The organism is Streptomyces sp. NPDC001858 (genome assembly GCF_053594615.1).
In genome coordinates this window covers 67,733-94,055 of sequence record NZ_JBSFEV010000035.1, presented here as the reverse complement: position 1 = coordinate 94,055, position 26,323 = coordinate 67,733, and the positions used below count along the sequence as shown (strand labels likewise).

The following is a 26,323-nucleotide window of genomic DNA, read 5'->3' as shown; positions in this document are numbered from 1 at the left end:
GGCCGCTAGCGTCGTTGCCATGGACATGAACCCAGAGATGAAACCGCTTCGCGTCCGGCGGATCTCGGTCGCCGTCGCGGGGGCGGCGACCCTGGTCGCGCTGAGCGTCGGAGTCGCCCTCGCGGCCGACTCGGCGGACGACGATCCCGTCCCCGTGCCGAGCGCGTCCGTGAGCGCGACGGGCACCGAGGTGACGAGCGACCCCGGGGGCACCGACGGCGGGGGCAGCGGAGGCACCGACGGCGGGGGCAGCGTGGGCGTCACCGACGGCTCCACCGGCGGCGAGGACCCGGACGCGTCCGAGAGCCCGTCCACGCCCACCACACCGCCGATCGACCTGGCCGAGATCAACCGGCGCATCACCGAGCTCGACGCGAAGGTGGACGAGCTGCCCACCAAGGAGGATCTGGCCGACGCCCTGCGGGCCTTCGCCGACCAGCTCGACCCGTCCACCCCGCCTTCCACCGCCCCCACGACCCCCACCGATCCGGACGACCCGTCCTGACCGGTCTCGACCGGTCCTGACCGGCCCTGACCGGTCCGCCATGAGGATCAGTCCGTCGGGCGCTGTGTCAGGTGGGCGAACGCGTCCAGGTTGCGGGTCGGCTCGCCCCGGGAGACGCGCCACTCGTACTCCCGGCGGATGGCGCTCGCGAAACCGAGCTCCAGGAGGGTGTTGAACGCGCCGTCGGCGGCCTCCAGTACCTGGCCCATGAGCCGGTCGATCTCGTCGGCGGTGATCGCGGCGAGGGGCAGGCGGGCGGTGACGTAGACGTCGCCGAGCCGGTCGACGGCGTAACTCACGCCGTACAGCTTGAGGTTGCGCTCCAGGAGCCAGCGGTGGACGCCGGACTCGTTCTCGTCCGGATGGCGGACGACGAAGGCGTTCAGGGAGAGGGAGTGGCGGCCGACGATGAGCGAGACGGTCGTCCTGAGCTTGCGGGTGCCGGGCAGCTGGACCACGTAGTTGCCGGGCGCGGGGCTCTCCCACCCCAGCTCCGCGTCCTTCAGGAAACCCTCGACGACCTGCGCGGTCGACCGCTGCGCCTCACCCATGCTCGGAGCGTACGCGACGGCGGTGGGACTGGGTCGCGGCGGCGTAGACGTCGGCGGTGGCGGCGGCCGCGGTGTCCCAGCCGAAGGACTGGGCGTGCGCGGTGGCCGCCGCGCCCATGCGGTCGGGGAGTTCGGGTCCGTCGGCGAAACGCTCGAGCACGCGCGCGTAGCCGGCCGGTTCGTGGCCCTGCACCAGGAAGCCCGTCTCGCCGTCCCGGACGGCCACCGGGAGTCCGCCGACCGCGGCGGCGAGCACCGGGGTGCCGGCCGCCTGCGCCTCTATGGCGACCAGGCCGAAGGACTCGCTGTAGGAGGGGACGACGAGCACGGAGGCGGCCCGGAACCAGTCCGCGAGCTGGTCCTGGCCGACCGGCGGGCGGAACCGTACGACGTCCGCGATGCCGAGCCGCGCGGCGAGCTTCTGCAGCCCTTCGGGCTTGGCGAGGCCGCTGCCGCTGGGTCCGCCGACGATCGGCACGACGAGGCGGGAGCGGAGCTCGGGGCGCTCGTCGAGCAGGACGGCGACCGCGCGCAGCAGGACGTCCGGAGCCTTCAGGGGCTGGATGCGGCCCGCGAAGAGGGGGATCAGGGCGTCCTGGGGGAGGCCGAGCCGGGCGCGGGCGGCGGCCCGGCCGTCCGCGGGGCGGAAGCGTTCGAGGTTGACGCCGGGGTGCACGACGGCGACCTTGCCGGGGTCGGCGTGGTAGTGCCGGACGAGTTCGTCGGCCTCCTCCGCCGTGTTGGCGATGAGCCGGTCGGCGGCGACGACGATCTGGGTCTCGCCGATGACGCGGGCGGCGGGCTCGGGCGTGTCGCCCTCGGCGAGCGCCGCGTTCTTGACCTTGGCCATCGTGTGCATGGCGTGCACCAGGGGGGCGCCCCAGCGCTGGGCGGCCAGCCAGCCGACGTGGCCGGAGAGCCAGTAGTGCGAGTGGACGAGGTCGTAGTAGCCGGGGCGGTGGCCGGCCCACGCCTGCATCACGCCGTGCGTGAAGGCGCACAGCTGGGCGGGGAGGTCCTCCTTGGCGAGGCCCTCGTAGGGGCCCGCGTCGACGTGCCGGACGAGGACTCCGGGGGCCAGCTCGACGGTCGGCGGGAGGCCGCCGGTGGTCGCGCGCGTGAAGATCTCGACCTCGATGTTGATCGCGGCAAGGCGCTGCGCGAGCTCGACGATGTAGACGTTCATGCCGCCGGCGTCGCCGGTGCCGGGCTGGTGGAGCGGAGAGGTGTGCACGGAGAGCATCGCGACGCGGCGCGGGCGGCGGTGGAGCCTCAGCCGCGAGGGTGCCGCCGTAGAGCGACGCCCGAGCCTGCTGACGTACTGGCTCACGTGGCGTTCCTCCTTGCTGCGGGCATGCCGGAGGAGGGGGTGTGGCCCTCCAGGGGGGTGCAACGCCGGAGCAAGGCGTTCCCATTCCGTCCGGTTTCGAAAATGGGCGGTTTTTGCCTAGCCGTTACCCATTTTCGCTCAACCGTTCGATGCTTTTCCGCGTTGCGGTGCGCTTCTGGGTGCTTCTCTAGGGGCGTCTCCGGGTGCTTCTCTGGGCTGCAACGCGTTGCGAGACGGGTTTGAGTCATGGCTGTGGGCACCGCATACCCTCGCAGGTATGACATCCCGCGCCCCCAACCGCCCCGTGGGCACGGTCACGCGCGGGACGACCAACCCCAACCGGCTGCGCCGCATGGACCGCTGGATCGCCGCCGTCCACGGCGGTGAGCTGCGACGGGCCGCCGAGCCCGTCGCCGTCGACCTCGGCTACGGGGCCGCGCCCTGGACGGCCGTCGAGCTGCTGCAGCGGCTGCGGTCCGTCGCGCCACGCGCGTGTGTCGTGGGCGTCGAGATCGAACCGGCCAGGGTCGCCGCCGCCGAGCCGTACGCGCGCGAGGGGCTGGTCTTCCGGCACGGCGGGTTCGAGATCCCGCTCCCCGCCCCGCTCCCCCAGCGGCCGCACCTCGTCCGCGCCGCCAACGTGCTGCGGCAGTACGACGAGGACGAGGTTGCCGCGGTCTGGGAGCGGCTGTGCGCGCGGCTCGCGCCGGCCGATCCGGCGACCGGGTCGCGCGGCGGACTGCTCGTCGAGGGGACCTGCGACGAGATCGGGCGCCGGCACGTGTGGGTCGCGCTCGGGCCGGAGGGCCCGCGCACGGTCACCTTCGCGACCCGGCTGGGCTCCCTGGACCGCCCCTCGGACCTGGCGGAGCGGCTGCCCAAGGCGCTGATCCACCGCAATGTCCCGGGCGAGCCGGTGCACGCCTTCCTGCGCGACTTCGACCGCGCCTGGGCGGCCGCCGCGCCCTACGCGTCGTACGGCGCGCGGCAGCGGTGGATCCGCGCGGTCCGGGACCTGACGGCGGACTGGCCGGTGGCGGACGGCCCGCGGCGCTGGCGGCAGGGGGAAGTGACGGTGCGGTGGGGGGCGTTGGCGCCCAGGAACTGAGTCACGGTTTCGCCGCGGCCGCCGGGAACGATCCCCATGAGTCGTTCGTCACAATGACGGGGAGATCGTCATCTCGGGGCGGGAGAGAGGGAAGAGCAGAACTGTTCCTGTCGTTCTGTTGTCACCTCTATCGGCACCTCTGTCGTTTTCAGCCGTGACATGACACGATCGCCCGTGCACCGTAAGTTACTGACGGTAAATCAGGGTGGGGGGACGGGGTATGGGAACGGGCAAGCGCGGCCTGCTCGTGGTGGCGGTGACCGTGGTCTGCGCGGTCACCGTGCTGGGGATGCCGGGCACGGCGTTCGCCAGTCCGAGCCCCAGCCCCGCACCGTCGTCGGCGGCGGGGGGCACCGGATCGACGCTCCCCTCGACTGCGACCAACAAGGACCTCGAGGCCGTGCGCACCCAGCTCGAAGCGCTCTACCACGACGCCGCGGTCGCCACCGACGCCTACAACGCGGCCGAGGAGGCGGCGAAGACGCAGTCCGCGCAGCTCGTCGAGCTGGCCACGAAGATCGTCGAGGGCCGGGAGAAGCTGGACGACCTCAAGGACCGCGCGGGCGCCGCGGCCCGCTCCCAGTACCGCACCGGGGGCCTGCCGGACGAAGCGCAGCTGATGCTGAGCGACAGCCCGACCGAGTTCCTGAACGGCGCCGGCCGGGTGCTCCAGGGCGAGCGCGCGACCAAGGGCCTGCTCAGCGAACTGACCCGCACCCAGGAGGACTTGGAGCAGTACTCCAAGGACGCCTCGGCGCAGTGGCAGCAGCTGGAGGCGGGCCGCAAGACGAAGGCGGCGGCCCAGAAGAAGATCGAGACGCAGATCGCGGCGGCCGAGAAGCTCGAGTCCCGGCTGGAGAAAGAGGACAAGAAGCGCCTCGAACAACTGGAGGCGCAGGCCGCGCAGCAGGCGCAGACCGCCTGGCTGAGCACCGGCGTCCTCACCGAGATCAACAGCTCGGCGACCGCGCAGGGCACGAAGGCCGTGCAGTACGCCACCGCGCAGATAGGCAAGCCGTATGTGTGGGGCGCCGAGGGCCCGGACTCCTTCGACTGCTCCGGGCTCACCTCCGAGGCCTGGAGGAGCGCCGGGCAGGCGATACCGCGCACCTCGCAGGAGCAGTGGAATCAGCTGCCGCACATCGCCGTCGCGGACATGCGCCCCGGCGACCTGATCGTCTACTTCGACGACGCCAGTCATGTCGCGATGTACGTGGGCGACGGCCTGATCGTCCACGCCCCGCGCCCGGGCCGGACGGTCACGCTCGCGGGCGCGGGCTCGATGCCGATACTCGGAGTGGTACGACCGGACGCGTGACCTCGCCCACGTGACCGAACGCACCCCGCCCGGCCTCCCAAACGCCGGGCGGACGTGACGTTCGTCATCCTCACTCCGCTTCCGCCCTGCCCAACTGCGGTACAAAACGCGGCATATGACAGTGGCGAGAGATCAAGCCGCGCGCTTCACGCCATTCCGTTGCGACGCCTTCTGCCGCTATGGTCCCGGTCGGTGGGTCGAGGTCCCTCGTCCCCGCCATGCCCTCGGGGGGAGGGAAGGAACCCAAGACGATGCCCGTACCCGTGCCGCGGCAGAGAGCGATCCCGGCCGTGGAGTGTGGTCAGGCGCAGGCCTCGCCCGCAGTCGACGGCCCCTCCAAGGACGAGACCGGCCGCAAGGCAGCAGTAAGTGACAAGGAAGAGACCCGCAGCAAGGACGGGGCCCTCAGCGAGGAAGAGGTCGACAGCAAGGGAGAGGCCGGTGGCGACGAGGTGACAGCGGCGACGACGGCGACGGCGACAGCGGCGGCGACGACCACGGCCGAGAACGACGCCGGGCTCGGCTCTACGCTCGGTCCTGCACTTGACCCTGCGCTCGACCCCACGCATGACGCCCCGCTCAACGGCGTGGGCCATGCGCACATCACCCTCACCCTGCTGCTGATCGAGGACGACCCCACGGCCGCGCCGATCGTGCGTGACCTGCTCGACGCCGACGGCAAGCCGATCCGGGTGCGCACCGCGCGCAACCTCACCGAGGCCGAGCGGCTGCTCACCGACGACGTCCACTGCATCCTGCTGGACCTCGCGCTGCCCGCGCCGGGACGGTCGTCGGCCGCGGCCACCTCCGGTGACGAGCTGGCCGTCCTGCGGCATGTGCTCCGCCTCGCGCCCCGGCACGCCGTGCTCGCGCTCACCGCGTCCGGCGACGCCGAGCGCGGCGCCGAAGCGGTGCGCGTCGGCGCCCAGGACTACCTCTACAAGGACGAGCTGGACAGCCGGCTGCTGAACCGCGCGATCCGTTACGCGGTGGAGCGGAAACGTTCCGACACGGCCGAGCGGCGGCTCGCCGAGGGCAAGCTGCGCGCACAGGAGAACGCCCGTCTGGAGCGCGGGCTGCTGCCCACGCCCCTCCTGGAGGGCTCCCCGCTGCGCTTCGCCGCCCGCTACCGCCCGGGCCGCTCGCGTGCGCTGCTCGGCGGCGACTTCTACGACACCGTCCGCACGCCGGACGGCACCGTGCACGCCATGATCGGCGACGTCTGCGGGCACGGCCCGGACGAGGCGGCGCTCGGCGTGGAGCTGCGCATCGCCTGGCGGGCGCTGACCCTGGCGGGGCTGTGCGGGGACGAACTGCTGAACACGCTTCAGCAGGTGCTGGAGCATGAGCGCGACGACGACGAGATCTTCGCGACGCTGTGCACGGTGGACATCGCGCCCGACGGCCGCCGGGCCGGCCTGTGCCTGGCCGGTCACCCGGCGCCGCTGATCGCCCGCCCGGACCGGCCCGCGAGCCTGCTGCCGTACGACAACAACGGCCCCGCTCTCGGCCTGCTGCCGGGAGCCCGCTGGCCGCGGACGCAGGTCGAGCTGGGCGCGGAGTGGAGCCTGATGCTGTACACCGACGGCCTGATCGAGGGGCGGATCGGCGAGGGCCGGGAACGGCTGGGCCAGGACGGCATGCTGGAGATGATCCGCCGCCAGCTCTCCGAGGGGTTGGGCGGCGAGGCGTTGCTGCGGGCCGCGGTGAACGAGGTGCGGCAGCTGAACGGGGGCGAGCTGACGGACGACGTCGCGGTGGTGTTGCTGGACCGGGTTCCGTAGCGGCGGGTGCCTTCGGCGATCGGCGGTGCGGTAGCCGCCGTGCGGCGGTGCACCGTTGCCGAGTGCGGCGCCGTTGGGGCGGGTCGCGCCGTTCCCCGCGCCCCCAAGATACGGAAACCCGCCGTGGGACCGTCCGTCGTCGGCCGGCTGCCGCGCCGTTGGGGCTGATCGCGCCGTTCCCGCGCCCCCCAAGATGCGGAAACCCGCCGTGGGACCATCCGTCGTCGGCCGGCTGCCGCGCCGTTGGGGCTGATCGCGCCGTTCCCCGCGCCCCCGAAATACCCGCCGTGGGTCGGCTAGCGGCCGCCGTTGTAGGGGCCGTAGGGGCCGTCGCTGCTGCTGCCGCCGCCTCGGCGGCCGGGCCAGCCTCCGCCGCCGCCGCCCGAGACCTGCCTCAGGGCGGGGCGTACGTCCACGAAGAAGACGATCGTGGCGACGAGGCCCGCGAGCTGCAGGAAGAGCATCGGCACCAGCAGGTTCACCGCGACCGTGATGCCGAGGATGATCAGCCAGAAGCCCTTGGTCTTCTTGTCGGCGGCCCGGTACGCGTCGTCACGGAACAGAGCGGCCATCACCAGTGCCGCCACAGCGAGAACCAGCATGGCTAGGTAGAGCAGCCACACCAGGCCCGCGAAGCCTTCCATCAGCACAACGTCCACCACCCGACTCGACGTGTCTCGACTCGCTCTTGCTTACGCGCTTGCTTACGCGGTCACCGTACCCGCAACCGCGCTCCCCCTACCCGAACAACGGGCCGGGCACCCGATCAGTGCCCGGCCCGTGACTTTATGTCGCTGTCTGCCGTGTCCGTCCCGGCGGTCGATATCACTTGGTGGGCGGCGTCGTCTTCTTCGCGGTCGCGGTGCCGGAGCCCGTACCGGTGCTCGTGCCGGTGCTCGTGCCGGTGCCGGATGCGGTGCTCTTGCGGGCGGCCGGCGCCTTCTTCACGACGGGCTTCTTCGCCGGGGCGGGCTCGGACTTGGCCTCGGCCGCGGCGGGCTTCGGCGTCTCGGTCGCCTTGACCTCGACCGGCTCGGTCTTGGGCTCGACGGCGATCGCCAGCTCCTCGATCTCCTCGGCGGCCTCGCCACGCCAGGTCTTCACGGCCTGCTCGCCGTGCTCGGCGACCTTCTCGTAGGTCTCACGGGCCTTGACGGCGTACTCGGCGGCGACGCCGACACCGCGCAGCGCGAGGTCCTGGGCGGACTCGCCGAGCTTCTTCAGATCGGCGTCGAGGGTGCTGCCGAGCTTCTTGATGTCCCCGTCGAGGGTGCCGATGAAGTCGGTGACCTTGGTCTGGAGGGCTTCCTGCGCCTCCTTGGCCTTGGCGCTCGCCTCCTTGGCACGGGCGCCGGCCTTTTCCTGCACGGCCTTGGGGTCGGTGTTGCGGACGGCCTCGAAGCGGGCCGGAGCCTCGGTGCGCAGCTGCTCCACCAGACCCGGCACCTTCTTCGCCTGCTGGAGGGCCAGATCGGCGGTGCCTGCGGCGAAGTAGAAAGGAGTCGGGTCGCTGAAGGTCTTGCGCAGGTCGTCGGTGATGGCCATGGTGAAGGTCCTCCCGGATTCACGTTCGTCGTATGTGTCGCTGTGCGCCGAGTACGTCGAGTACATCGTCTTCGGCTGAGGGTCCTGCGGGTCCGCAGCGGGGCGGCCGGTCCCCTGGTCCGGTCAATCGGCCGTCTGCTGCGGATCGGCGTCGCTCTCCTGAGCCGTCTGCCGCTGATCGGCGTCACTCCCGATCTCGAACCCGTTCTCCTTGCGGAAGGACTCGTAGATCTGGAGCAGCGCCTGCTTCTGCGCCTCGGTCAGCGTGGGATCGGCGAGGATGACCGCTCGGGTCTCGACCTCGTCCCGGTCCCGCTCCGCGTCGAGAATGCCGGCCCGCACGTACAGCGTCTCGGCGGAGATCCGCAGCGCCTTGGCGACCTGCTGCAGCACCTCCGCGCTCGGCTTGCGCAGCCCGCGCTCGATCTGACTGAGGTACGGATTGGACACGCCGGCGGCATCGGCGAGCTGCCGCAGCGACAGCTGCGCGTTGCGCCGCTGCTCGCGCAGATACTCACCGAGATTGCCGACGTTGAGCGATGCCATGCCTTCACCATGCACCACCCGCGCTAACTATTGCAAGCACCTGCTTGCAAAAGTGTGTCGCGCCCCGCACGACCGGAGGTGTAGCCGAGCATGGCCTGCATCGTGGCGAGGGTGGCCAGTTCGGCGTCGCTCAGGCGGGGCGTAATGCCGACCGGCGGGCGCCATGGCGCCAGGTGGGGATACTCCTTCAGCGTGTCGTCGGTCGTTGCATAGTTCTCGTCTCCGCAGGCACCCCTTGGACCGCACCACCAGGAGGAACCAGTGTCATACCGGCAACTGCTCACCCCCGAGGAGAAGCTCGCCGACGCGAAGAAGCTGTTGAGCCTCCCGCGTATCGTCGTGATCTGCGGCTCCACCCGCTTCATGGCCGAGATGAACGAGGCCGATCTGCGGGAGACCAAAGCCGGAAAGATTGTCGTCAAACCGGGCTGTGACATGAAGTCGCCGCATGAACTGTGGTCCGATCCTGTCGAGGCCGAGGCGCTGAAGGTTCGACTCGACGATCTGCACCGGGCGAAGATCCGGCTCGCTGATGAGGTGCTCGTAGTCGGCGACTACATCGGCGACAGCACCCGGGCCGAAATCGCCTACGCCCGGTCGCTGGGCAAGCCCGTGCGGTTCACGCACCCCGAAGTCGACCCTGACGCCTGACCGCCCGCTGCCACCTCGACAGCCAGGGCCGGCAGCCCGCCGCCTGGCCGTCTCGCGGTGGCTTCGGCCGCCGCCCACCCCACACCCTCCGCAGGCACCCCTTGGAATCGATCATCTAGCGTTCCGCCCATGACCTCCCTGGGCGCCGGCACCGACGTCAAGGCCGGCATGACCATCCGCTGCCAGGCCAACGCCTTCGTCGACGTCCGGCACTTCCTCGCCGAGGAGTACCGGTGACATCCGGCATGCGCATCACTTGGGTGCTGGGGGCACACGGATGGGCTGACTGCACCCTTGAGGATCACCACGCGAAGGCCGAGCTCACCGCGTCCTGCATCACCAGTGCGCCCGAGGAGTTCCTGACCGCGGTGGCCCGGCTCGTCACGGGGGAGACGGAGACCCGCGTCCAGTTCGAGGCCGAACCGACCGCCTACCGGTGGATCTTCCATCGCGGAGGCGACGACATCTGGATCCGCGTGCTGGAACTGGGCCGGCATCCCCAAGCGCATGGTCCGGACAGCACAAACTGCGAGACGGGACACGGTTTTCCGCTGGGCCCGTCCCCGTGGTCCCGGTGGGGCTAGCGTCGGGGGTGTGATCGTGTGGCTGAATGGCACCCATGGTGCGGGGAAGACGACGACCAGTGGGCTGGTGCAGGAGTTGGTGCCGGATTCTCGGGTGTTCGATGCCGAGAAGGTCGGCGAGACGCTCATGGACATCACTCCGGGGCTGCCCGCGACGGACAACTTCCAGCACTGGCCGCCGTGGCGGCCGCTCGTCGTGGAGACCGCGCGGCACGTACTCGACTACACCGGCGGCACTCTGGTGATCCCGATGACCGTCCTGGTCGAGCAGTACTGGCGTGAGATCAGCTCGGGCCTGGCCGAACATGGCGTGCCGGTACGGCACTTCGTCCTGCACGCCGATCAGGAGACGCTTCGCGGGCGCATCGCGGGCGACACCGTCGTCGGGCCCGACTCCACGTTCCGGCTGAGATATCTGGAGCCCTATGCCGAAGCGGCCCGCACCTGGCTGCACGGTGAGGCCGAGGTCGTCGACACCACGCAGCTCACGCCCGCCCAGGCCGCGCAGCGGATCGCGGAGGCCGTCAGGCTCGGGCCAGTGCGCCGCTGAGTTTGTTGCGGGAGTTGACGTCCAGCTTGGTGAACACCTTGTGCAGGTGCCATTCGACCGTGCGGGGGCTGATGAACAGCTCGGCGCCGATCTCGGAGTTCGTCTTTCCGTCGGCGGCCAGCCGGGCGATCTGCGCTTCCTGCGCCGTGAGGACCTCGCGTACGTCGACCGTGCGCTGCCGCACCGACTCGCCGGTGGCCAGGAGCTCGCGGCGGGCGCGCTCGGCGAAGGCGGTCGCGCCGAAACCGCGCAGCCGCTCGTAGGCGGTGCGCAGGTGCTCGCGCGCCTCGACGCGACGGTTCTCCCGGCGGAGCCACTCGCCGTACACGAGGTGGGTGCGGGCGAGGTAGACGGCGACCCGGCTGCGCCCGAGGTGCTCGATGGCCTCGCGGTACAGCCGGTCGGCGGCCGGACCTTCGCTGAGCAGTGCTCGGGACCGGGCCACGACGCCCAGGCTCCAGTCGGTGCCGCTGGCTTCGGCCTGTTCCTCGAGCCGGTGCAGGGCCGCCGTGGCCGCCTCGGGGGCGTCGCTGCGGGCGCCCGCCTCGACCAGCTCGAAGAGGGCGAAGCCGAAACCCGCCAGTTCCTCGTGCTCCCATGCCCGTTCGGCCCTGGCCAGGGCGTCCTGGTAGTGGCCCAGGCCGTTGTACAGCACCGCGATCAGGTAGTTACCCATCCCGACCGCTCGCCCCTCGCCCCAGGACGTCGCGTCCCGGACCCGGCCGTCGATCCACTCCGCCACCCGGACGTCGTCGCCGCGCCAGACCAGGAGGAACGCCTTGGCGTACCCGAGGGGCGAGTTGCCGGTCACCTCCGTCATGGTGTCGGACTCGTCGATCAACGCCGAGGCGAGGTCGAACTCCCCTGCATGCACATGCTGGACGGCGCGGTAGGAGAGGGCCAGGGGAAGGAAATTGAGCGCGCCGGTCTCGCGGGCCGCCCGGACCGCGCGGGTGGTCAGTTCCTGGCAGGTCTCGTCGTCCCACATGTCGCTGGCGACCAGCCACGTCAGCCAGAGCCAGCGCATGACGTCGTCCTCGCCTCGTTCCGCGGCCTGCCGGAACGCCCGCAGCGCGCGCTTCAACGGCGGCGCGCCCTGGACGTAGTCCTCGGTGAACCGCGTGGCCAGGCCGTCGAGGAGGAGGTCGGTCAGCAGCGGAGGCTGCGGGGCGGGCGGGGCGGCTCGGGCGGCCTCGGCGACCTCCCGCAGTCTGGCGTTGCCGCTGAGCCGGCCGGCGATGACCGCTGCTCCGATCGCTTCGAGATACGCCTCGCGCGACTGGCCCTCGTCGACGCGTTCCAGTCGGCCGGCCGCTTCGAGCAGCAGCGGCAGGGCCTGGCCGCCGCGTCTGCGGGCGAAGACGATCTGGCCGCGGAGCCGGATCAGTCGGGCCTGCTGGACCTCGCTCAGCGGGCCCATCTCCGCGGCGGCGAGGAGTTCGAGCGCCGTGTCGGGCGCGCCCGCCTCGAAGGACGCCTGCGCGGCGGCCGCCGCCCGGGTGCCGCGGGTGACCGGATCGGGCGTCAGCTCGGTCGCGCGTCTGAGGAACGCGGCCGCCGCGGCGAGACCGCCGCGGGCCTGGGCCCGGCCGGCCGAGCGCTCCAGTTCGCCCGCCACGGCCTCGTCCGGCTCGACCGCCGCGTGGGCGCGATGCCAGGCGCGGCGGTCCGAGTCGAACTCGGGGTCGGTCGCCTCGGCCAGCGCACGATGCACGTCCCGGCGGTCTCCGGGGTCGGCGGCGCGGTAGGCCGCCGACCGGACCAGCGGATGGCGGAAGCGCACCTGCGCGCCGAACTCGATCAGCCCGGCGGCCTCGGCCGAGGCGGCCGCGTCCGGTGCGATGTCGAGCTGCTCGGCGACCCGCCGCAGCAGCGGCACGTCCCCTACCGGCTCGGCGGCCGCGGCGAGCAGCAGCCGTTGGGCCGCGTCCGGTAGCGAAACGATTCTCCGCAGGAAGCTCTGCTCGATCTGACTCGCCAGCGGACGGGCGTCCGGACGCCCGAACCCGCCGGCCAGCTCCGCGGCGGTGGATCCGCGCGTCAGTTCCAGCAGGGCCAGCGGGTTGCCTCGGGTCTCGGCGACGATCCGGTCCCGGACCCGCTCGTCCAGCCGCCCGGGGACCACCGAGTCCAGCAGTTCACGCGCGTCGTCCTCGCGCAGTCCCCGGATCACGAGCTGCCGCAGGGCCACCCAGTGGTCGTCGACCGGAGCAGGCGTCGACGTGCGCACGGCGAACAGCAGCACGACCCGCTCCGCGAGCAGCCGGCGGGCCACGAAGGCCAGCGTCTGCGCGGAGACCCGGTCGAGCCACTGGGCGTCGTCCACGACACAGACGAGCGGCTGCCCTTCCGCCGCCTCGGCCAGCAGGCTGAGCACGGCCAGGCCGACCATGAAGCGGTCCGGGGCGCTGCCCGCGCTCAGTCCGAACGCGATGGCCAGGGCATCACGCTGGGGGCCGGGCAGGCGCTCCAGCTGTCCCATCATCGGCATGCACAGCTGGTGCAGCCCGGCGAACGGCAGTTCCATCTCGGACTCGACACCGGCGACCCGCAGGATCTGACAGCCGGCCGCTCGCTCCACCAGGTACTCGACCAGCGCGGACTTGCCGACGCCGGGCTCGCCGCGCAGCAACAGCACCTGGCTCCGGCCGGCCCTGGCGCCGGACAGCATCCGATCGAGCGCCCCGCACTCGTCGATTCGGCCGCGTAGCCCGCGTTGAGGAGCGCCGCTCGACATCCATCACCACCGCGCAGGTCAACGGGCAGAACCAGACCCTGATCAACTCGGTCGCCCCCATCATGCCCCGCACAAGCGACCCGGACAATCACCAGCCGACCAGCGGAACGCCTCCGGCGACTTGCCGGACGGCCGACCGCGGGGCCCGGCGAGCCCGGCAACCCTGGCGGCCTCGGCGGCCCTCGGTGGAGCCAAGCGAGCCCGGCACCCCCGGCGAGCCCGGCGCCCTGGGCAGATCCCGGCGGAGCCTAGCGACCCCGGCGGAGCCCCACCGAACACCGCCTCGGCCCCACCCCGCACCGCAGTGACCCAGCCCGGCGCAGCCGTAACCTCACCGGGCACCTCCGTGGCCTGGACGGGCACCCCCGTGCCCCGCCAGGCACCCCCGTGACCTTGCCAGACCGCCGTCACCGTTGTGGCCTCGCCAGGCGCCCCGTGGTCTCGCCGGACCACCGTCACCCCGTAATCCCGCCGCGTCACCGGTGTGATCTCGTCGGCCGCCGTCACCGGTCTGGGCTCGCCGGGGGACCGTTGGTGGGGGGGGGTGCCGAGGGTGGGGGTGGGGGGCTTCAGGTTTGGGGCTGGGGGTGGCGGGGCTGGAGGTGGGCGATCAAGGGGGGCATGTCGCCGGCCTGGGAGGCGTCGAGGAAGGCTTCCAGCAGGCCGTCGCGCTGGGTGCGGTCGACCGGGTTGCGGCGTTGGCCGGTGAGATGCCTGCGCGCCCGGAACGCCAGTTGCCGGGCGTTGACCTCGCTGAGTTCCAGCAGCTCGGCGATCTCGCGGAACGGATACTCGAACGCCTCGCGAAGGACGTAGACGGCGCGTTCGACGGGCGTCAGCCGTTCCATGAGCAGTCCGACCGCGAGCTCGAGGGCCTCCCCGCGTTCGGCCTCCCCCTCCGGATCGACGGACGCGAGATCGTGTTCCCGGCTCCATCCCCCGGCGCAGATCTCGCGACGGGCGTGCGCCGAGGTCGCCGCGTTGAGCGCGACCCGGGTGGTGACGGTCACGAGGAACGCGACCCGGTTGCGCACCTGGGCCCGGTCCGCGCCCTGCCAGCGGATCCAGACGTCCTGGACGACGTCCTCGGCGTCGACGGCGCGACCCAGCGTCTGATAGGCGATCTTGAAGAGCAGGCAACGGAGGCTCTCGAACTCCGCTGCCGCCTCGGGCCCGAAGCGAACGGCGGTCGCCGTCGCGCTCCCGGTCGTACCCACTCTCGACGAGCCTCGTTCCGACCCGACGTCGATGCTGGACAAACGCATGACGATCTTCCCCGATCCCGGTGGTCCGGACCGCCGGGACCGGCTCATCGTGCGCCAGAACCCGGCTCAGTGACCTAGCCACCGTCGTCCGGCCCGGGGCCCGGGCGCACCCGTGGAAACCCGGGTGTACCCCCGGGGTCCACCGGGGCCCCACCGTGGACCCCGGGGGCACCTCAAGATCGTTTGCGGGCGGGCGTGCGACCATACCGGCCCAGCCGGTCCGTAGAGGGAGCCCATCAGTGTCGTCGTCCCCGCAGTCGCCTGCCGTGGGCCTGGTCCTGTCCAGCGGGGCGGCCCTCGGCGCGGCGCACGCCGGTGTGCTGCGGGCCCTGGAGGAGGCCGGGGTCGAGATCTCCGTGGTCACCGGGGCCAGTGCGGGAGCGCTGATCGGCGGAGCCTGGGCCGCCGGGGCCGACAGCGAGCGGATCACCGCGCGGCTGCTGCGGGCGCAGTGGGCCGACTTCGGGTCGGCCGCGATCACCCCGCGCCTCGGACTGCTGGACACCACGCCCATGGTCCGCGGCATCGAGCAGATGCTCGGCGACCTGCTGATAGAGGAGCTGCCGACGCGGTTCGGCGCGGTGGTCACGGAGTTGCGGTCCACGACCCCCCGGCTGGTCTCCTCCGGCTCGCTGACCGCCGCCGTGCGGGCCAGCACCGCCGTGCCCGGCCTGTTCCCGCCGGTCCGGCTGGAGGAGGGCGGCTCGCTCTGCGTGGACGGCGCCGTGCTGTCGCCGTCCCCGGTCTGGGCCGCGCACCGGCTCGGCGCCGAACGGGTCATCGCCGTCGGCTTCGGACGCGGCAACACCCGCTGGCGCCGCTGGTTCGAGTCCCGGCCCGATCACCCGGCCCACGGACGACACGCCGACCTGGTCGTCACGATCGACACCGCCGGACACTCCTCCTGGTCGGCCGCCGGGGTCCCGGACCTGATCGACCGGGGGTACCTCGCCGCCCGGGAGGCGCTGGAGAGCTGGACCTGAGCGCTCCGCCAGGCGCTCCGCTAAGCGCTCCGCTGGATGTGCCGCGATGTGCCGTCGTTCCGCTGCGGCGCCGTCGTGGCTGGTCGCACAGTTCCCCGCGCCCCTTCACGGCGCAGTTCCCCGCGCCCCTTCACGGCGCAGTTCCCCGCGCTCCTTCAGGGCGCTGCCAGCCAGTCCGTCACCGCCGCGAAGTCCTCGTCCGTCAGCCCGCGCCGCTGGTCGACGCGGTGCAGGAGGGCACGGCCGGGGTGGTGGGCGGTGACCCAGGCGTGGTCGGCGCGGGTGATCTCGTCGTCGAGCCAGACGAACGGGCGGCCCGCGGCCCACGCGACCAGGAGCGGCGTCTTCCAGTGCACGCCACCACCCGGCGGCTCCGCCTCAGCCCCCTCCCCCTCCTCCGGCCACTCCACCACCGGCAGCGCCGGCAGGCCGAGCCAGGGGGCCAGGACCGTGTTCGCGTCGTCCAGCCAGGTCGTCGCCCACACCAACTCGCAGCCCAGGGCGACCAGTCGGGGGCCGAACGCCGGGTCGAGGCGGGGCAGCAGGGGGTGGGGCGGCGAGTGCGGGGGCGACGGTGGTCCGTAGCGCGGGTAGGGGTCCGTGCCTCCGAACGGGATCAGCGTCCCGTCGACGTCGAGGAAGAGCAGCATCGCCGTACAGGATCACTCACGTTCGTGTTCCGGGCCACCGAAATCGGGGCTGGTGAAGTCCGGGCTGGCATACCTGGGGCGGCCTGGTTCGCCGGGCGAACTCTCGGCGTCCGGGAAGGTGCGGACGACGTGCTGCAGAGAGCCCGGGCCGGGGGACTGCGGGATCCGGGACGCCGACATCCCGGGAGCCGCGAGGGCCTCGCGCAGGAACGGCAGGATGCCGCGCTCCAGCAGGGCCTCGTGCCAAACCTCCCGGGCCCGGGCGACCTCGTCGTCCGCCGGGTCGTGCTGCGTGGTCGGTGCGCGGGCCTCGCGCAGCGCGGTGAGCAGCAGGGCCGTCCCGCCGACGAGGATCGAGGCGGCCGTGATCGCCGCGAAGACCCACCCCGTGGTCAACAGGGGCACGGCGATGGAGGCAGTGGGCACCAACACGTTCAGCAGGTAGCCCACGAGCAGGAAGATCACTGCGGCGGTCCCCGCGAGCACGGGCGTGAGCACCGCCAGCACCGCGCCGAGGCCGGCTCCGTCCGACTCGTCCCGCGCCCCGAGCCGCGCGTGCGCCGCCGGCAATCGGGACGGCACCCGTGCGGTCGGCGCCGCCGGGCGCCCGCGGACGCCCAGCAGCGCGGCCAGCAGCCGTCGTCCCAGGGGCAGGTCCGCCCACCGCTGCCGGTCGGCCGGGCCCGGGCGCACGCCTCCCGCCCGTCCGGCGCCCAGGACTGCCGCGACCGTCCGCCGGCCGAGTCCCGGGTCGGTCTCCGGCGCTTCGTCGCCCACCACCCACCACACCTCGTCGTCCGACGACGGCTGCGCGGAGCGCCGTTCCTCGCGGACCCTCACGTAGTGCTGGTACTCGCTCGCCGCGGCCACCGTGACGAGCGCGGTGGCGTTGAGCGCCATGGTGCGCAGTTGGGCGGGGTTGAGGCGCTGTCCGATGGCGGCCAGTTCGGGGCGGTGCGGCGCTGAGCGCAGGGCCTCGTCGACGAGGCGCTCGTAGTCCGCGCGGTCCTCGGTGAGCAGGTGCTGCGGGACTCTGTTCACGGCCCTGCCCCCCTGCTTCCCGCCGGGGAGGCGCCGGAGAGGCGTGCGGTCATGGCATGCCCTCCTCGCCGATCGCCGGTCCCTGCCGCCATCGTGGCGCGCCCGGGCCGTCGAGGCCAGTGCCCGCCGCGTCGGGGGGATGCGCGGACCGGGGCGGTCCGACGACGTCCCCGCCCGACTCGGGGTGCCGGCCCGGCGCCGGCTCCCCCGGGTGGGCGTCCGCCGCGAGGCCGAAGGCCTGGAGCTCCGCTCCCCGGGCGGGCCGCTCGATCCGGGGCGCCGCCGACGGCTGCCCGAGCGCCGGGCCCGGCACAACCGCGCCAGCGGTCCCGACTGCCCCGGCGGTCCCGACCGTTCCCACCGTTCCGACGACGCCGGCGGGCTCGGTCGGCTCGGCCGGCTGCCGTTCGCCCGTGACCGCCTCGTTCACCGACTGGATGCGGCCGAGTTGGGTGAGCAGCATGGGCGCGGAGATGCCCACGACGAGGGCGGCGTACGCGCCGCTGATCTGGCCCGTGGTGCCGAACAGGACCGCCGCGCCCGCGCCCATCAGACTGTGCACGACGGCCGCGACAGGATCGGCGATCGGGTCGAAGTACCCCTGGAACCGGGGGAGTTCGCCTTCCGTGGCCGCACCGGCGGCCATCGACTGCCGGTGCAGCCTGCGGTCGGCCTGCCAGTCGATGAACCGGGTGTAGACGTCCAGTGCCCCGCGCAGCAGACCGCCGGCCGCTCCCAACACGATCAACGTCGGGACGTCCACGGTCTCCCCCGGGTGGCGCTGACGCCTGGCTTCCAACTTCCGGACACCGCACGAGCGTAGAGCCGAGCGCGGCCCACGGGGAAGGGGTCCTCGGGCTCACCCCTCCCAGGGCAGCTCCCGCTCGTGCACCACGTCCAGCCGCGACACCGCACGGGTCAGCACCACGTAGAGGCGGTTCAGGCCGCGCTGTTCCGCTTCCGCGACGGCCGCGGGTTCGACGGCGACGACGTGGTCGTACTCCAGGCCTTTGGCGAGGGTCGCGGGGACCAGCGTCACGCGGGCGGCCGGGTCGTCCGGGCCGGAGGTCGGGACGCCGGCCGTGGTCAGCGCCTCGCGGACGCCGTCGAGCTGCGCGTCCGCGGCGATGACGCCGATCGAGCCCTCGCGGGCGAGGGCGTCGAGGACGGCGGCGACGACCGCGGCAGGGAGGTCGCCGTCCGCCCGCCGGATGCGCAGTTCGCCGTCCCGGCGCAGCGAGTCCGCGCGGGGGACGTCGGCGTCGAGACGGTCGAGGAGGCGGCCCGCGAGGGCGAGCACGGCGGCCGGGACACGGAAGCCCATGGTCAGGGGGACGATCGTGGCCTCCGGCTTGCCCAGGTGGGCCAGCTGGACCGGCCAGGAGGCGGCCGCCCACGGGGTGGTGCCCTGGGCCAGGTCGCCGAGGACCGTGAGCGAGCCGAAGGGGACCCGGCGGGCGACGGCCCGGCACTCCATCGGGGAGAGGTCCTGGGCCTCGTCGACGACGACATGACCGTAGCCGCGCGGATGGCCGAGGAGGCCGGCGAGCTCGTCGAGGAGGACGAGGTCGGCGGCCGACCAGCGGGCCGACTTCGGGGAGCGGGGCGGGCGCGGCCAGTGCAGGGCGCGCTGCTCGTCGGGGTCCAGGAGGCCGTCCGCCGCGCGGGCCAGCTCCTGCGGGTCCGTGAGGAGGCGGGCCAGCACCTCCTCCGGGCCGGTCTTCGGCCAGAGGGCCTCCACGCACGCGCTCACCGGCCGCGCGCGTTCGAGACGGCGGGTCCAGGCGGCGGGACGCGGCCCGCTCCGGCGTTCGGCCTGCTCCTGGATCCGGCGCACGATCCGGCTGCGCACCCGCTCCCGCCCGGTCTCGTACGGCAGCTGGTCGGCGAGCACTCCGGCGACGATCCGTGCCAGCTCCTGGCCGGTGACCCGCCAGCGGTAGGAGCCCTCCGGGACGGCGAGCGCCTCGACGCCGTCGGCCGTCACCCGGCGGTACAGCGCGCGGCGCAGCACCTCGGCCATCCGGGCGTCGTGTTTGAGGGCGGCGGTGCGGTCGGGGTCCGTTCCGGTGACCGGGTGGCGGCCGATCTCGTCGTGGAGGGTCGACTGCCGTACGCCGGTCTCGCCGAGGGAGGGCAGCACCTCGGCGATGTACGAGAGGAAGGCGCGGTTGGGGCCGAGGATCAGCAGTCCGCCGCGTTGGATGCGCCGGGGATGGGTGTAGAGGAGGTAGGCGGCCCGGTGCAGGCCGACGGCCGTCTTGCCGGTGCCGGGGGCGCCCTGCACGCACACGGACTCGGCGAGGCCCCCGCGTACGAGGTCGTCCTGTTCGGGCTGGATGGTGGCCGCGATGTCCCGCATGGGGCCGACGCGGGGGCGTTCCAGCTCGCGGACGAGGAAGCCGCCGCGGTCCCCACCGTCCCCGTCGCCTCCGACGTCGCCGCCCTGGGACCGGCCGTCCGCCAGGGGTTCGTCCTCCAGGCCGGTGAGGTCGGCGGAGTCGCCCCGGCTGCCGGGCGCCCAGCCGAACCGTCGCCGCACGGCCACGCCCTGGGGGTCGCGGGCGCTCGCCTGGTAGAAGGCGCGGGAGACGGGGGCGCGCCAGTCGACGACGAGGGGCGGGGCGGCCGGGTGCTCGCTGATGCGGAGCCGGCCGATGTGGTGGCCGGGTTCTCCGGTCAGGAATTCCAGCCGGCCGAAGAACAGCGGGCCCTCGGGCAGTTCGTGCAGCGCCTTGGCGTGGCTGCGGAACCGGTAGCCGAGGACTTCGGCGTCGGCGCCGGAGGCGGAGACGTCCTCGCCGGTGACGACCTGGAGGTCGGCGCCCTCGACCATCGCGGCGAAGGCGGCGCGGCAGGCGTCGTGATGGGCGCGCTCTCGGCGCAGGACGGTGGCGAGGTCATCGCCGGCGGCAGGATCGGCGTTGGCGGCGCTTGTGGCGCTGGTGGTGGGGTCGGCGGGCGGCATGCGCCAAGAGTAACGAATAACGTTACCGAGTCACATCTTTTACCGAACATCAGAATTGCTCAGGTGAGCCGCGGCAGCCCCGCGCCCAGCACCGCGAAGGCCCGCTCCGCCGCCGCCACCGCGTCCGCCCGTACGTCCTCCAGCCGCTCCCCCGCCGCGATCCGCCGCCAGTTCTCCTCGGCGAGGATCCGCCGGACGGCGATGATCTGGCCGGCCGCCAGCCGGGCGTCGAGCCCGCCGCCGAGGACTTCGGCGAGGACTTCGGCGAGGGCCTCCTCGGAGCGTTCCAGGTAGCCGTACAGCCGGGCGACCAGGGAGGGCGTGCCGTAGAGGAGGTCGTAGAAGGCGCGGACCGCCGGGTGGTCGTTGAGGCCGGTGACGGGATCGGCGGCGGCCAGTCCGTCGAGGAAGTGCCGGCGCAGCGCGGGCAGCGGCGCGAGCCCCTCGGCCCGCCCGGCGGCGACGACCCGCGCCGCCTCCCCCTCGTGATCGGCGATCCGGTGCAGGACCAGGTCCTCCTTGGCCGGGAAGTACCGGAAGAGGGTCGGCTTGGAGATCTCGGCCGCGGCGGCCACCTCGGCGACGGACACCGCGTCGAAGCCGCGCTCCAGGAAGAGCCGGATGGCGACCTCCGACACGGCCCTGTACATCCGCTGCCGCTTGCGCTCCCGCAGCCCCATCTCACTCATCCCCCGAGCCTACGGCGACCCCTCTGCTGCGCGTGGCGATGTGCGGGGCCCGTCCGGTCCTAGCCCAGCGCGAGGGCCAGGAACGGGTTGGCCGTTCTCGAGACCGGGAGGCCCAGTGAGGCGGTGGCGGCCGCGAGGGTGTCCGCGTAGGAGTCCACGGCGCGGCGGACGTTGGGGGCGTCCAGGCTCGCCCGGGTCGCCAGCCGGTCGAGGTCGATGTACGCGGAGCGGACGATCTCGATCCAGCGGTAGACGGTCCAGTCCTTGTCCCAGTTCGCCGTGTGCTCCTTGGGCAGCTTCGCCTCCCACCGCCCGAACATACGGGTGCGGATCTCCGGCCGGGTCGGCGTCAGATGCATGTGCCGGACCAGGTCGTAGAGCGGATCGCCGACCAGGGCCATCTCCCAGTCGATGACGGTCAGGGCATGGCGGTCGTTGCGGCGCACCAGGTTCCACGGGTTGAGGTCGCCGTGCAGCAGGGCCGGGGCCCGCTCGCTCAGCCGGTGCCGGGAGAGGATCTCGCGCAGCCGCCACTCGTCGGGCAGCCCGAGCGTGCGGGCCAGTTGCAGCGACTCCTTGGGCAGGTCCCGCACCAGGCCGACGAGCTGCTCCTTCAGCCACTCGTAGAAGACGACGTCCCCGGCCTGCGGATCGAGCAGCCGGTGGTCCACGCGGGTCAGTTCGCACAGCTGGTCGACGAGCGCGTCCGCCTCGTGCGGGCGCAGACCGTTCACCGGGTGGCTCGGCGGCTGGTCGACGCGGGTGCCGACATAGGTCTGGATGCTGAACCCGTCGTCCGGGTAGCTCTCGCCCAGCGCCAGCACCCTGGGCGCCGCCACCCGGACGCCCGACTCCTCGATCGCCCGCAGAACGGCGTGCTCGCTCAGGTAACTCGGCTCGCGCCGGGAGACGTTGGGGAGTTTGCGGCGCACGACCACCGGGGTCGGCATGGCCCCCACCCAGACCACCGAGTTGAGATGGGCGGTGCCCTTGAACACCCGGTGCGCCGGGGCGGCCCCCTCCGCGAGCAGCGCCTCCCGCACGGCGGAGGCCGGGAACAGCGGGTTCTCGGGGAACCGCCGGTCCGGCTGCCAGGCGGAGGCCTTCGCCATCCAGTGCCGGCCGCTGACGCCGCCGTCGCCGCGCGAGGCCAGCCACCGGAAGAGGGCCCGCTGGATCTCGTCGTCGGCCGGCACGTCCCGCAGCCGCAGCGGGACCGCCGCCGCGCCGAGCGCCCGGCTCACCTTCACCGTCGCCTCGTCGAGGCTCTTCTGCGTGAACGACTCCTGCAGTGTCCTGGCGGCCCGCACCACGTCCGGGTAGACGGACTGCGCCCGCTCGAAGTCGACGTAGTGGCGCAGGTCCTTGTACAGGCCCTTGACCGCGCCGGGCCGGAACTCCCGCATGGCCCGCGCCCATGCCTCGATCACCTCGGCCCACTGGTGATCCGGGTACTGCATGCGCACCAGATGGGTGGCGAGGTCGTGCAGCGGGTCGCCGTAGGTCGCCAGCTCCCAGTCGACGCAGACCAGCGGCGGGTCGCCGTCGTAGGACAGGATCAGGTTGTCCCGGTGCAGATCCGCGTGCAGCAGGCTGTACGGCCGCCGGGTCAGTGCGGGCACCCGCTCGGCCAGCCTGAGCAGGGCGTCGTCGGAGATGCCCAGCGCCTTGAACAGACCGCCGAACTCGGCCCAGTTGGGTTTGCGGATCTGTTCGTCGGCGCAAAGGGCGAGGGTCTTGAGGAAGCCCTGGCTGTCGCTGTGGTTGGCGGGCCAGGAGCTCGGCAGCGGCGGCAGGGCCTGCCGGCGGACCTGGGTCATCTGGGCGAGCAGTCCGGCCAGCGCCTTCATCAGCAGGGTGTCGACAGGCTTACCGTTTCCGCAGATCGTGGAGAGCGGTACGCCTTCCACATGGCTGTGGATGGCATGGCCCGGCGTCTTGAACAGGCATTTCGGCGCGTGCGGCAGGGCGGCGTGGACGGCGTCGAGGATGGCCGCCTCGTCCTGCCAGGTCCGGATCACCACGGGCAGCGCGTCGGAGCGTCGAATGCGCACGATCACCGAGGCGCCGGCCTCGCCGCCGACCAGTTCGGCCACTCCCTCGGTCAGCGGTAGCACATAGTTGCGATTGTGATGGCCGCTGGACTCCTGCATCGACTCCGCGGTCCTGACGAAGGCGCGGAGAACCCCGGGCACATCCTCGGCGGCTCGTTCCCCGTGGTGACGAGGGGGAACAAGGTGGTCGACCACTGGCCGCTCCGGATACTCGCGCTGGGCTGGTTGGGGCAAACGGTGAGGGCGAAAGGTGAGGGCAGACGGCAAAGGCAACGGTAAAGGCGCCGCACGACCGAAGCGATGATCAAGTGAGCCAATGGGTGGTGAGCCACTCATCCACGTCGGGCCGTCCGAGACCGGCTTTGTTCGCCGTCTCATACGTACGGACGGGAGCGATTGCTCGCGGGATTGAGGAATGTTAGCGCACACCTCGCCGCCCGCTTTTCCGCGAGCCTATTCGGCGAGCAGGTTCCAGACGGAGTCGAACCACGACTGCCAGGTGTCGACGAAGACGGTGCCCGGCGAGTTCGGATCCCCGTCCTTGACGAGATGGCTGAGGGTGGCGCCGAGACCGAGCACGTCGAGCGCGGTGACCTCCTCGACGTCGTCGCCCGAGCCCAGCTCGATCTGCCGCACGATCACCTCGTACGGGCCGTGCAGCGCCTCCGCGCCGTTGAGGAGGTACAGCTTGAACGCCGGCGTCAGCGGCGCGTGCCGGATCTGGACGTCGACGGACGGCACGAGCTTCTCGGTCTTCAGATCCTTCAGCACCCCGCGCAGCGACTCCGTGTGCCGGTTGGTGATGTCGCGCAGCCGGCTGCGCAGCCGGCCGTCCCCCGCGTCGTCCTTGTTGCTCGGGTAGGGCAGGGCCATCGCCTCGGAGGGCAGGAGCATCCGCAGCCCGATGCGCTCGGGGGCGATGGAGCGGCTGTGGATCCGCTCGGCCTGGAGCCTGATGTGCGCGTCCAGCGCCTCGGACGTCAACGTGTAGACGTCCAAGGTGACTTCGGGCTGCTCGAAGGCCTCGCTGAGCAGCGGCCCCAGCGTCGCCCCGTGCCGCTGCCGGGTGGCCCTGGGGGTGGACGACTGTATCCGCTGGGTCTTGACCACGCGGGAGCCGCTGCCCTGCCGGGACTCGACCCAGCCCTCGTTGACCAGTTCCCGCAGCACGCGCTGGACGGTGTCCCGGGAGACCTCGAACTCGTCGGCCAGGTCGCGCTGGGACGGCAGGAACGAGCGCAGCGGGTAGGTGCCGTCCGTCATACGGGCCCGCAGTTCGTCGGCGACCCGATGGAACTCCCGGCCGCCGACATCGCCGCTGCCGCTGCCACTACCGCCGCCGCTGCCGCTGTGCTGTGCGTCCACACCGCGACCGTACCGCCATCCGTCCAATGCCAAACCAATGCCAAACCAATGTCAGGCCGATTAAGGATCAACTCGCCCGGGGAGACCCAATTCAAGTCAACCAGTCCAATTGGACCGAGAGTTGAAAGCTTCACAGAGACTGGCAGGGAGGTGGAAGGGCATGCTCCTGTTGTCGGCGGTCTGGGAACTCCTCGCGTTCTGCGCGGGGTTGACAGTGCAGGCCAAGCTGGGGGCGGTGGGCGTGATGCTGCTGCTCACCGTCGCCGTGGGGATCCGGGCCCGGCACCATGTGCTCGCCGTCGGGGCGGTCGTCGTCCTGGTGGCGCTGATGCTCAGGACGACTTGATCGCCTGCAGCACCGGCTCCAGCGAGTGCACCACGTGCGTGGCGCCCGCACCCCGCAGCAGCTTCGCCTTGCGCTCGTTACGCGCGTAGCCGAGGAACGGGACGCCCGCGTCCCGGGCGGCCAGGTAGTCCGAGGGGGTGTCGCCGATCATCAGGGCGGTCTCGGGGGCCGAGCCCATGGCGCGCAGGGCGAGGTTCAGACAGTGCGGGTGGGGCTTGAGGTGGTGCAGTTGCCGGGTGCGGCCGTAGACATGGGGGGCGAAGCACGAGGTGAGACCGCGGCTCGCCAGGTAGGAGGCGACCACCCGGGGAGAGTTGTTCGTGGTGATGGCCAGCCGCTTGCGCAGAGCGGTGAGCGTGCGGATCAGGGGGTCGGCGTACGCGGTGGGCATCGCCGAGGACGTGGCCTTCAGCTCCTCCTGGGTGAGACGCTCCTCCAGCTCCGCGACCAGGTCGCTGCCGGGGCGCCGGCGGTCCACGGCGCGCAGCACGACGTGCGGGTCCAGCGACGCCCGCTCGGACTCCGTCAGCAGATGGTGCAGGCCCCGCCCTTCGAGCCACTCCACCAGGCCGTCGGCCACCCCCTCCGCCGAGTGGCCGGCGAAGAGACGACAGATCGGCCCGTCGAAGTCCCACAGGACGACCCGCGCGCGCGTGATCGTCTCCCGTAGATCGGCGGTCCCGTTTCCCGTGTCGTTCTCGGTGTTGGCTGCCACCTGTTCAGTCTGCGTCGTATCAGAGGTCACTAGGAGAGTGTCAGGTCCGTCGTGATGGTTTCCCAGAGGGCGTCGAACCACTTCTGGGATTCCTCCACGAACGCGGCGTCGCGCTGACCGGCCGTCTTCTCGAAGGAGAAGAGCAGCGACTCGGTGCCCAGCACGTCGTACATGTCGAGGATTCCGGTGTCGGTCGACTCCTCCCGGCGGGTCACCATGTAGTACGCGATCAGCGCCTCCTGCTCGTTGAGGAGGTACAGCTTCACCGGCGGGGTGAACGGCAGCGCGCGGAACGTGATGCTGACGTCGATGCCGTGCGAGCGCAGCGTCTGCAGGTTGTGCCGCAGCACATGCCCCTGCGCGTTGCGCATCGCCAGCCAGCGCTCGTGGACGGGGTCGTCCTCGCCGCGCCCGTCGACCGGGACCGGGAAGGCAAGGCTGATGTCCCGGGAGGGCAGCAGGATGCGGACGTCGATCTTCTCGGGCCGCAGCCGGCCGCCGTAGATCAGCCGCAAGGGCTCGGCCAGCGCCGGGATGAGGCTCTCGGCGGTCAGACAGGCCGCGTCGATGCGCACGTGCCGGGCGGCGAAGGCCGCGGTCAGCCGTGGGGCGAGGCCGACCATCGTGGGCTGCGGCTCGTCGCGGCCCGGCGCGGGCGGCTGGGCGATCCGGGGCGGGCTGCCCTTGCTCACGTTGGTGAGCAGGCCGTCCTCCTGCAGTATCCGCAGGGCCTGGCGTACGGTGCCGCGCTCCACGCCGAACTCGTCGGCGAGCTCGGCCTGGGTGGGCAGCCGGTCGCCCGCCTTGAGATCCCCGGCGCGGATGCGCTCGCGCAGGGCGTCGGCGATCTCCTGGGGCGAGGCCCTTCTGCTGCCGTTCACTACCACGTTCTCCGCCACGCTCTCCTGGGTCACGACCAAAACGCTACAACTTCCATCCATCCGACGGCAGTTGTTTGAAAGTTGTTTAGCGGTTGCTGCCAACTGGGGACAACATAATCATAGTTGGTTGCCAACTTCAGCGAGTTGGCGGAAGGTT

At 72.2% G+C, this 26,323-nt stretch carries 25 protein-coding genes and 1 pseudogene; 9 read left to right on the top strand and 17 right to left on the bottom strand.

Going from position 1 to position 26,323, the window contains the following annotated elements:
• Positions 1 to 19 precede the first annotated feature (19 nt).
• Positions 20 to 505, top strand: a complete 486-nt coding sequence (locus ACWCPF_RS35450; protein ID WP_451049217.1) for a hypothetical protein — start codon at positions 20 to 22, stop codon at positions 503 to 505.
• Positions 506 to 552: 47 nt separating this feature from the next.
• Here ACWCPF_RS35450 and ACWCPF_RS35445 read toward each other — a convergent pair whose 3' ends face one another.
• Both ACWCPF_RS35445 and mshA read right to left on the bottom strand, forming a co-directional pair.
• Positions 553 to 1,056 carry a YbjN domain-containing protein gene (locus ACWCPF_RS35445; RefSeq protein ID WP_451049216.1) on the bottom strand — a complete coding sequence of 168 codons (504 nt, stop codon included), beginning with the start codon at positions 1,054 to 1,056 and terminating at the stop codon, positions 553 to 555.
• Positions 1,049 to 2,386 (bottom strand): D-inositol-3-phosphate glycosyltransferase, encoded by a 1,338-nt coding sequence (mshA, locus tag ACWCPF_RS35440; RefSeq protein ID WP_451049215.1) that lies wholly within the window; start codon positions 2,384 to 2,386, stop codon positions 1,049 to 1,051. The genes ACWCPF_RS35445 and mshA overlap by 8 nt, the downstream gene beginning before the upstream one ends.
• Positions 2,387 to 2,663: 277 nt before the next feature.
• Between mshA and ACWCPF_RS35435 the strand changes: the two genes are divergently transcribed.
• The 3 genes from ACWCPF_RS35435 to ACWCPF_RS35425 all read left to right on the top strand — a co-directional run bounded on the left by ACWCPF_RS35435 (position 2,664) and on the right by ACWCPF_RS35425 (position 6,596).
• On the top strand, positions 2,664 to 3,494 hold the full coding sequence (locus ACWCPF_RS35435) for a class I SAM-dependent methyltransferase (RefSeq protein ID WP_451049214.1): 831 nt from the start codon (positions 2,664 to 2,666) through the stop codon (positions 3,492 to 3,494).
• A gap of 220 nt (positions 3,495 to 3,714) precedes the next feature.
• Entirely contained in the window at positions 3,715 to 4,812 is a 1,098-nt protein-coding gene (locus ACWCPF_RS35430) for an NlpC/P60 family protein (RefSeq protein ID WP_451049213.1), read from the top strand.
• Positions 4,813 to 5,063: 251 nt separating this feature from the next.
• Positions 5,064 to 6,596, top strand: coding sequence for a PP2C family protein-serine/threonine phosphatase (locus ACWCPF_RS35425; RefSeq protein ID WP_451049212.1), 1,533 nt, complete (start codon positions 5,064 to 5,066; stop codon positions 6,594 to 6,596).
• A 296-nt stretch (positions 6,597 to 6,892) separates the two neighbouring features.
• On the opposite strand, the gene ACWCPF_RS35420 is transcribed toward ACWCPF_RS35425, so the two are convergent.
• The 4 genes and pseudogenes from ACWCPF_RS35420 to ACWCPF_RS35405 form a co-directional block, all read right to left on the bottom strand.
• On the bottom strand, positions 6,893 to 7,246 hold the full coding sequence (locus ACWCPF_RS35420; protein ID WP_451049230.1) for a DUF2516 family protein: 354 nt from the start codon (positions 7,244 to 7,246) through the stop codon (positions 6,893 to 6,895).
• A 175-nt stretch (positions 7,247 to 7,421) separates the two neighbouring features.
• Positions 7,422 to 8,141: a hypothetical protein gene (locus tag ACWCPF_RS35415; protein ID WP_451049211.1), complete on the bottom strand. Its 720-nt coding sequence runs from the start codon at positions 8,139 to 8,141 to the stop codon at positions 7,422 to 7,424.
• A 123-nt stretch (positions 8,142 to 8,264) separates the two neighbouring features.
• Positions 8,265 to 8,687, bottom strand: coding sequence for a helix-turn-helix domain-containing protein (locus tag ACWCPF_RS35410; RefSeq protein WP_451049210.1), 423 nt, complete (start codon positions 8,685 to 8,687; stop codon positions 8,265 to 8,267).
• Between the two features lie 74 nt (positions 8,688 to 8,761).
• Positions 8,762 to 8,878: pseudogene (locus tag ACWCPF_RS35405) on the bottom strand (IS982 family transposase); the annotation flags it as partial.
• Between the two features lie 70 nt (positions 8,879 to 8,948).
• Here ACWCPF_RS35405 and ACWCPF_RS35400 point away from each other — a divergent pair.
• The 3 genes from ACWCPF_RS35400 (at position 8,949) to ACWCPF_RS35390 (ending at position 10,472) form a co-directional block, all read left to right on the top strand.
• Positions 8,949 to 9,338, top strand: a complete 390-nt coding sequence (locus ACWCPF_RS35400) for a hypothetical protein (protein ID WP_451049209.1) — start codon at positions 8,949 to 8,951, stop codon at positions 9,336 to 9,338.
• Between the two features lie 233 nt (positions 9,339 to 9,571).
• On the top strand, positions 9,572 to 9,922 hold the full coding sequence (locus tag ACWCPF_RS35395) for a hypothetical protein (RefSeq protein WP_451049208.1): 351 nt from the start codon (positions 9,572 to 9,574) through the stop codon (positions 9,920 to 9,922).
• 10 nt (positions 9,923 to 9,932) lie between these two features.
• The gene (locus ACWCPF_RS35390; RefSeq protein WP_451049207.1) at positions 9,933 to 10,472 is read left to right on the top strand and encodes an AAA family ATPase; all 540 of its coding nucleotides are present in this window, start codon (positions 9,933 to 9,935) and stop codon (positions 10,470 to 10,472) included.
• Here ACWCPF_RS35390 and ACWCPF_RS35385 read toward each other — a convergent pair.
• Positions 10,447 to 13,209, bottom strand: a complete 2,763-nt coding sequence (locus tag ACWCPF_RS35385; RefSeq protein WP_451049206.1) for a helix-turn-helix transcriptional regulator — start codon at positions 13,207 to 13,209, stop codon at positions 10,447 to 10,449. The two genes, ACWCPF_RS35390 and ACWCPF_RS35385, sit on opposite strands and share 26 nt — an antisense overlap.
• 569 nt (positions 13,210 to 13,778) lie before the next feature.
• Positions 13,779 to 14,474, bottom strand: coding sequence for a sigma-70 family RNA polymerase sigma factor (locus ACWCPF_RS35380; RefSeq protein ID WP_451049205.1), 696 nt, complete (start codon positions 14,472 to 14,474; stop codon positions 13,779 to 13,781).
• Positions 14,475 to 14,713: 239 nt separating this feature from the next.
• Between ACWCPF_RS35380 and ACWCPF_RS35375 the strand changes: the two genes are divergently transcribed.
• Positions 14,714 to 15,457, top strand: a complete 744-nt coding sequence (locus ACWCPF_RS35375) for a patatin-like phospholipase family protein (RefSeq protein ID WP_451049204.1) — start codon at positions 14,714 to 14,716, stop codon at positions 15,455 to 15,457.
• 155 nt (positions 15,458 to 15,612) lie between these two features.
• Here the strand turns inward: ACWCPF_RS35375 and ACWCPF_RS35370 are convergent, their stop codons facing one another.
• From ACWCPF_RS35370 to ACWCPF_RS35340, 7 genes are all read right to left on the bottom strand, one after another.
• Positions 15,613 to 16,107, bottom strand: a complete 495-nt coding sequence (locus tag ACWCPF_RS35370; RefSeq protein ID WP_451049203.1) for an HAD domain-containing protein — start codon at positions 16,105 to 16,107, stop codon at positions 15,613 to 15,615.
• Between the two features lie 12 nt (positions 16,108 to 16,119).
• On the bottom strand, positions 16,120 to 17,148 hold the full coding sequence (locus ACWCPF_RS35365; RefSeq protein ID WP_451049202.1) for a hypothetical protein: 1,029 nt from the start codon (positions 17,146 to 17,148) through the stop codon (positions 16,120 to 16,122).
• A 49-nt stretch (positions 17,149 to 17,197) separates the two neighbouring features.
• Entirely contained in the window at positions 17,198 to 17,911 is a 714-nt protein-coding gene (locus ACWCPF_RS35360; RefSeq protein WP_451049201.1) for a hypothetical protein, read from the bottom strand.
• A 96-nt stretch (positions 17,912 to 18,007) separates the two neighbouring features.
• On the bottom strand, positions 18,008 to 20,116 hold the full coding sequence (locus ACWCPF_RS35355) for a HelD family protein (RefSeq protein ID WP_451049200.1): 2,109 nt from the start codon (positions 20,114 to 20,116) through the stop codon (positions 18,008 to 18,010).
• 59 nt (positions 20,117 to 20,175) lie between these two features.
• On the bottom strand, positions 20,176 to 20,805 hold the full coding sequence (locus ACWCPF_RS35350) for a TetR/AcrR family transcriptional regulator (protein WP_451049199.1): 630 nt from the start codon (positions 20,803 to 20,805) through the stop codon (positions 20,176 to 20,178).
• 59 nt (positions 20,806 to 20,864) lie between these two features.
• Positions 20,865 to 22,958 (bottom strand): phosphotransferase, encoded by a 2,094-nt coding sequence (locus ACWCPF_RS35345; RefSeq protein ID WP_451049198.1) that lies wholly within the window; start codon positions 22,956 to 22,958, stop codon positions 20,865 to 20,867.
• 354 nt (positions 22,959 to 23,312) lie between these two features.
• Complete coding sequence (locus tag ACWCPF_RS35340) at positions 23,313 to 24,224, bottom strand: winged helix-turn-helix domain-containing protein (RefSeq protein WP_451049197.1); 912 nt, start codon at positions 24,222 to 24,224, stop codon at positions 23,313 to 23,315.
• A gap of 160 nt (positions 24,225 to 24,384) precedes the next feature.
• On the opposite strand from ACWCPF_RS35340, the gene ACWCPF_RS35335 reads away from it, so the two are divergent.
• Positions 24,385 to 24,570, top strand: a complete 186-nt coding sequence (locus ACWCPF_RS35335; RefSeq protein ID WP_451049196.1) for a hypothetical protein — start codon at positions 24,385 to 24,387, stop codon at positions 24,568 to 24,570.
• Here the strand turns inward: ACWCPF_RS35335 and ACWCPF_RS35330 are convergent.
• Positions 24,557 to 25,366 carry an HAD family hydrolase gene (locus tag ACWCPF_RS35330; protein WP_451049195.1) on the bottom strand — a complete coding sequence of 270 codons (810 nt, stop codon included), beginning with the start codon at positions 25,364 to 25,366 and terminating at the stop codon, positions 24,557 to 24,559. The two genes, ACWCPF_RS35335 and ACWCPF_RS35330, sit on opposite strands and share 14 nt — an antisense overlap.
• Positions 25,315 to 26,205, bottom strand: a complete 891-nt coding sequence (locus ACWCPF_RS35325; RefSeq protein ID WP_451049194.1) for a GntR family transcriptional regulator — start codon at positions 26,203 to 26,205, stop codon at positions 25,315 to 25,317. Before ACWCPF_RS35325 ends, ACWCPF_RS35330 begins: the two co-directional genes overlap by 52 nt.
• Positions 26,206 to 26,323: the final 118 nt, after the last annotated feature.

Coding starts and splice junctions, on each gene's coding strand:
- ACWCPF_RS35335 (WP_451049196.1), top strand. CDS start 24,385: ATGCTCCTGTTGTCGGCGGTCTGGGAACTCCTCGCGTTCTGCGCGGGG.
- ACWCPF_RS35410 (WP_451049210.1), bottom strand. CDS start 8,687: ATGGCATCGCTCAACGTCGGCAATCTCGGTGAGTATCTGCGCGAGCAG.
- ACWCPF_RS35430 (WP_451049213.1), top strand. CDS start 3,715: ATGGGAACGGGCAAGCGCGGCCTGCTCGTGGTGGCGGTGACCGTGGTC.
- ACWCPF_RS35385 (WP_451049206.1), bottom strand. CDS start 13,209: ATGTCGAGCGGCGCTCCTCAACGCGGGCTACGCGGCCGAATCGACGAG.
- ACWCPF_RS35450 (WP_451049217.1), top strand. CDS start 20: ATGGACATGAACCCAGAGATGAAACCGCTTCGCGTCCGGCGGATCTCG.
- ACWCPF_RS35445 (WP_451049216.1), bottom strand. CDS start 1,056: ATGGGTGAGGCGCAGCGGTCGACCGCGCAGGTCGTCGAGGGTTTCCTG.
- ACWCPF_RS35350 (WP_451049199.1), bottom strand. CDS start 20,805: ATGAGTGAGATGGGGCTGCGGGAGCGCAAGCGGCAGCGGATGTACAGG.
- ACWCPF_RS35345 (WP_451049198.1), bottom strand. CDS start 22,958: ATGCAGGAGTCCAGCGGCCATCACAATCGCAACTATGTGCTACCGCTG.
- ACWCPF_RS35370 (WP_451049203.1), bottom strand. CDS start 16,107: ATGCTGCTCTTCCTCGACGTCGACGGGACGCTGATCCCGTTCGGAGGC.
- ACWCPF_RS35380 (WP_451049205.1), bottom strand. CDS start 14,474: ATGCGTTTGTCCAGCATCGACGTCGGGTCGGAACGAGGCTCGTCGAGA.
- ACWCPF_RS35435 (WP_451049214.1), top strand. CDS start 2,664: ATGACATCCCGCGCCCCCAACCGCCCCGTGGGCACGGTCACGCGCGGG.
- ACWCPF_RS35355 (WP_451049200.1), bottom strand. CDS start 20,116: ATGCCGCCCGCCGACCCCACCACCAGCGCCACAAGCGCCGCCAACGCC.
- ACWCPF_RS35425 (WP_451049212.1), top strand. CDS start 5,064: ATGCCCGTACCCGTGCCGCGGCAGAGAGCGATCCCGGCCGTGGAGTGT.
- ACWCPF_RS35415 (WP_451049211.1), bottom strand. CDS start 8,141: ATGGCCATCACCGACGACCTGCGCAAGACCTTCAGCGACCCGACTCCT.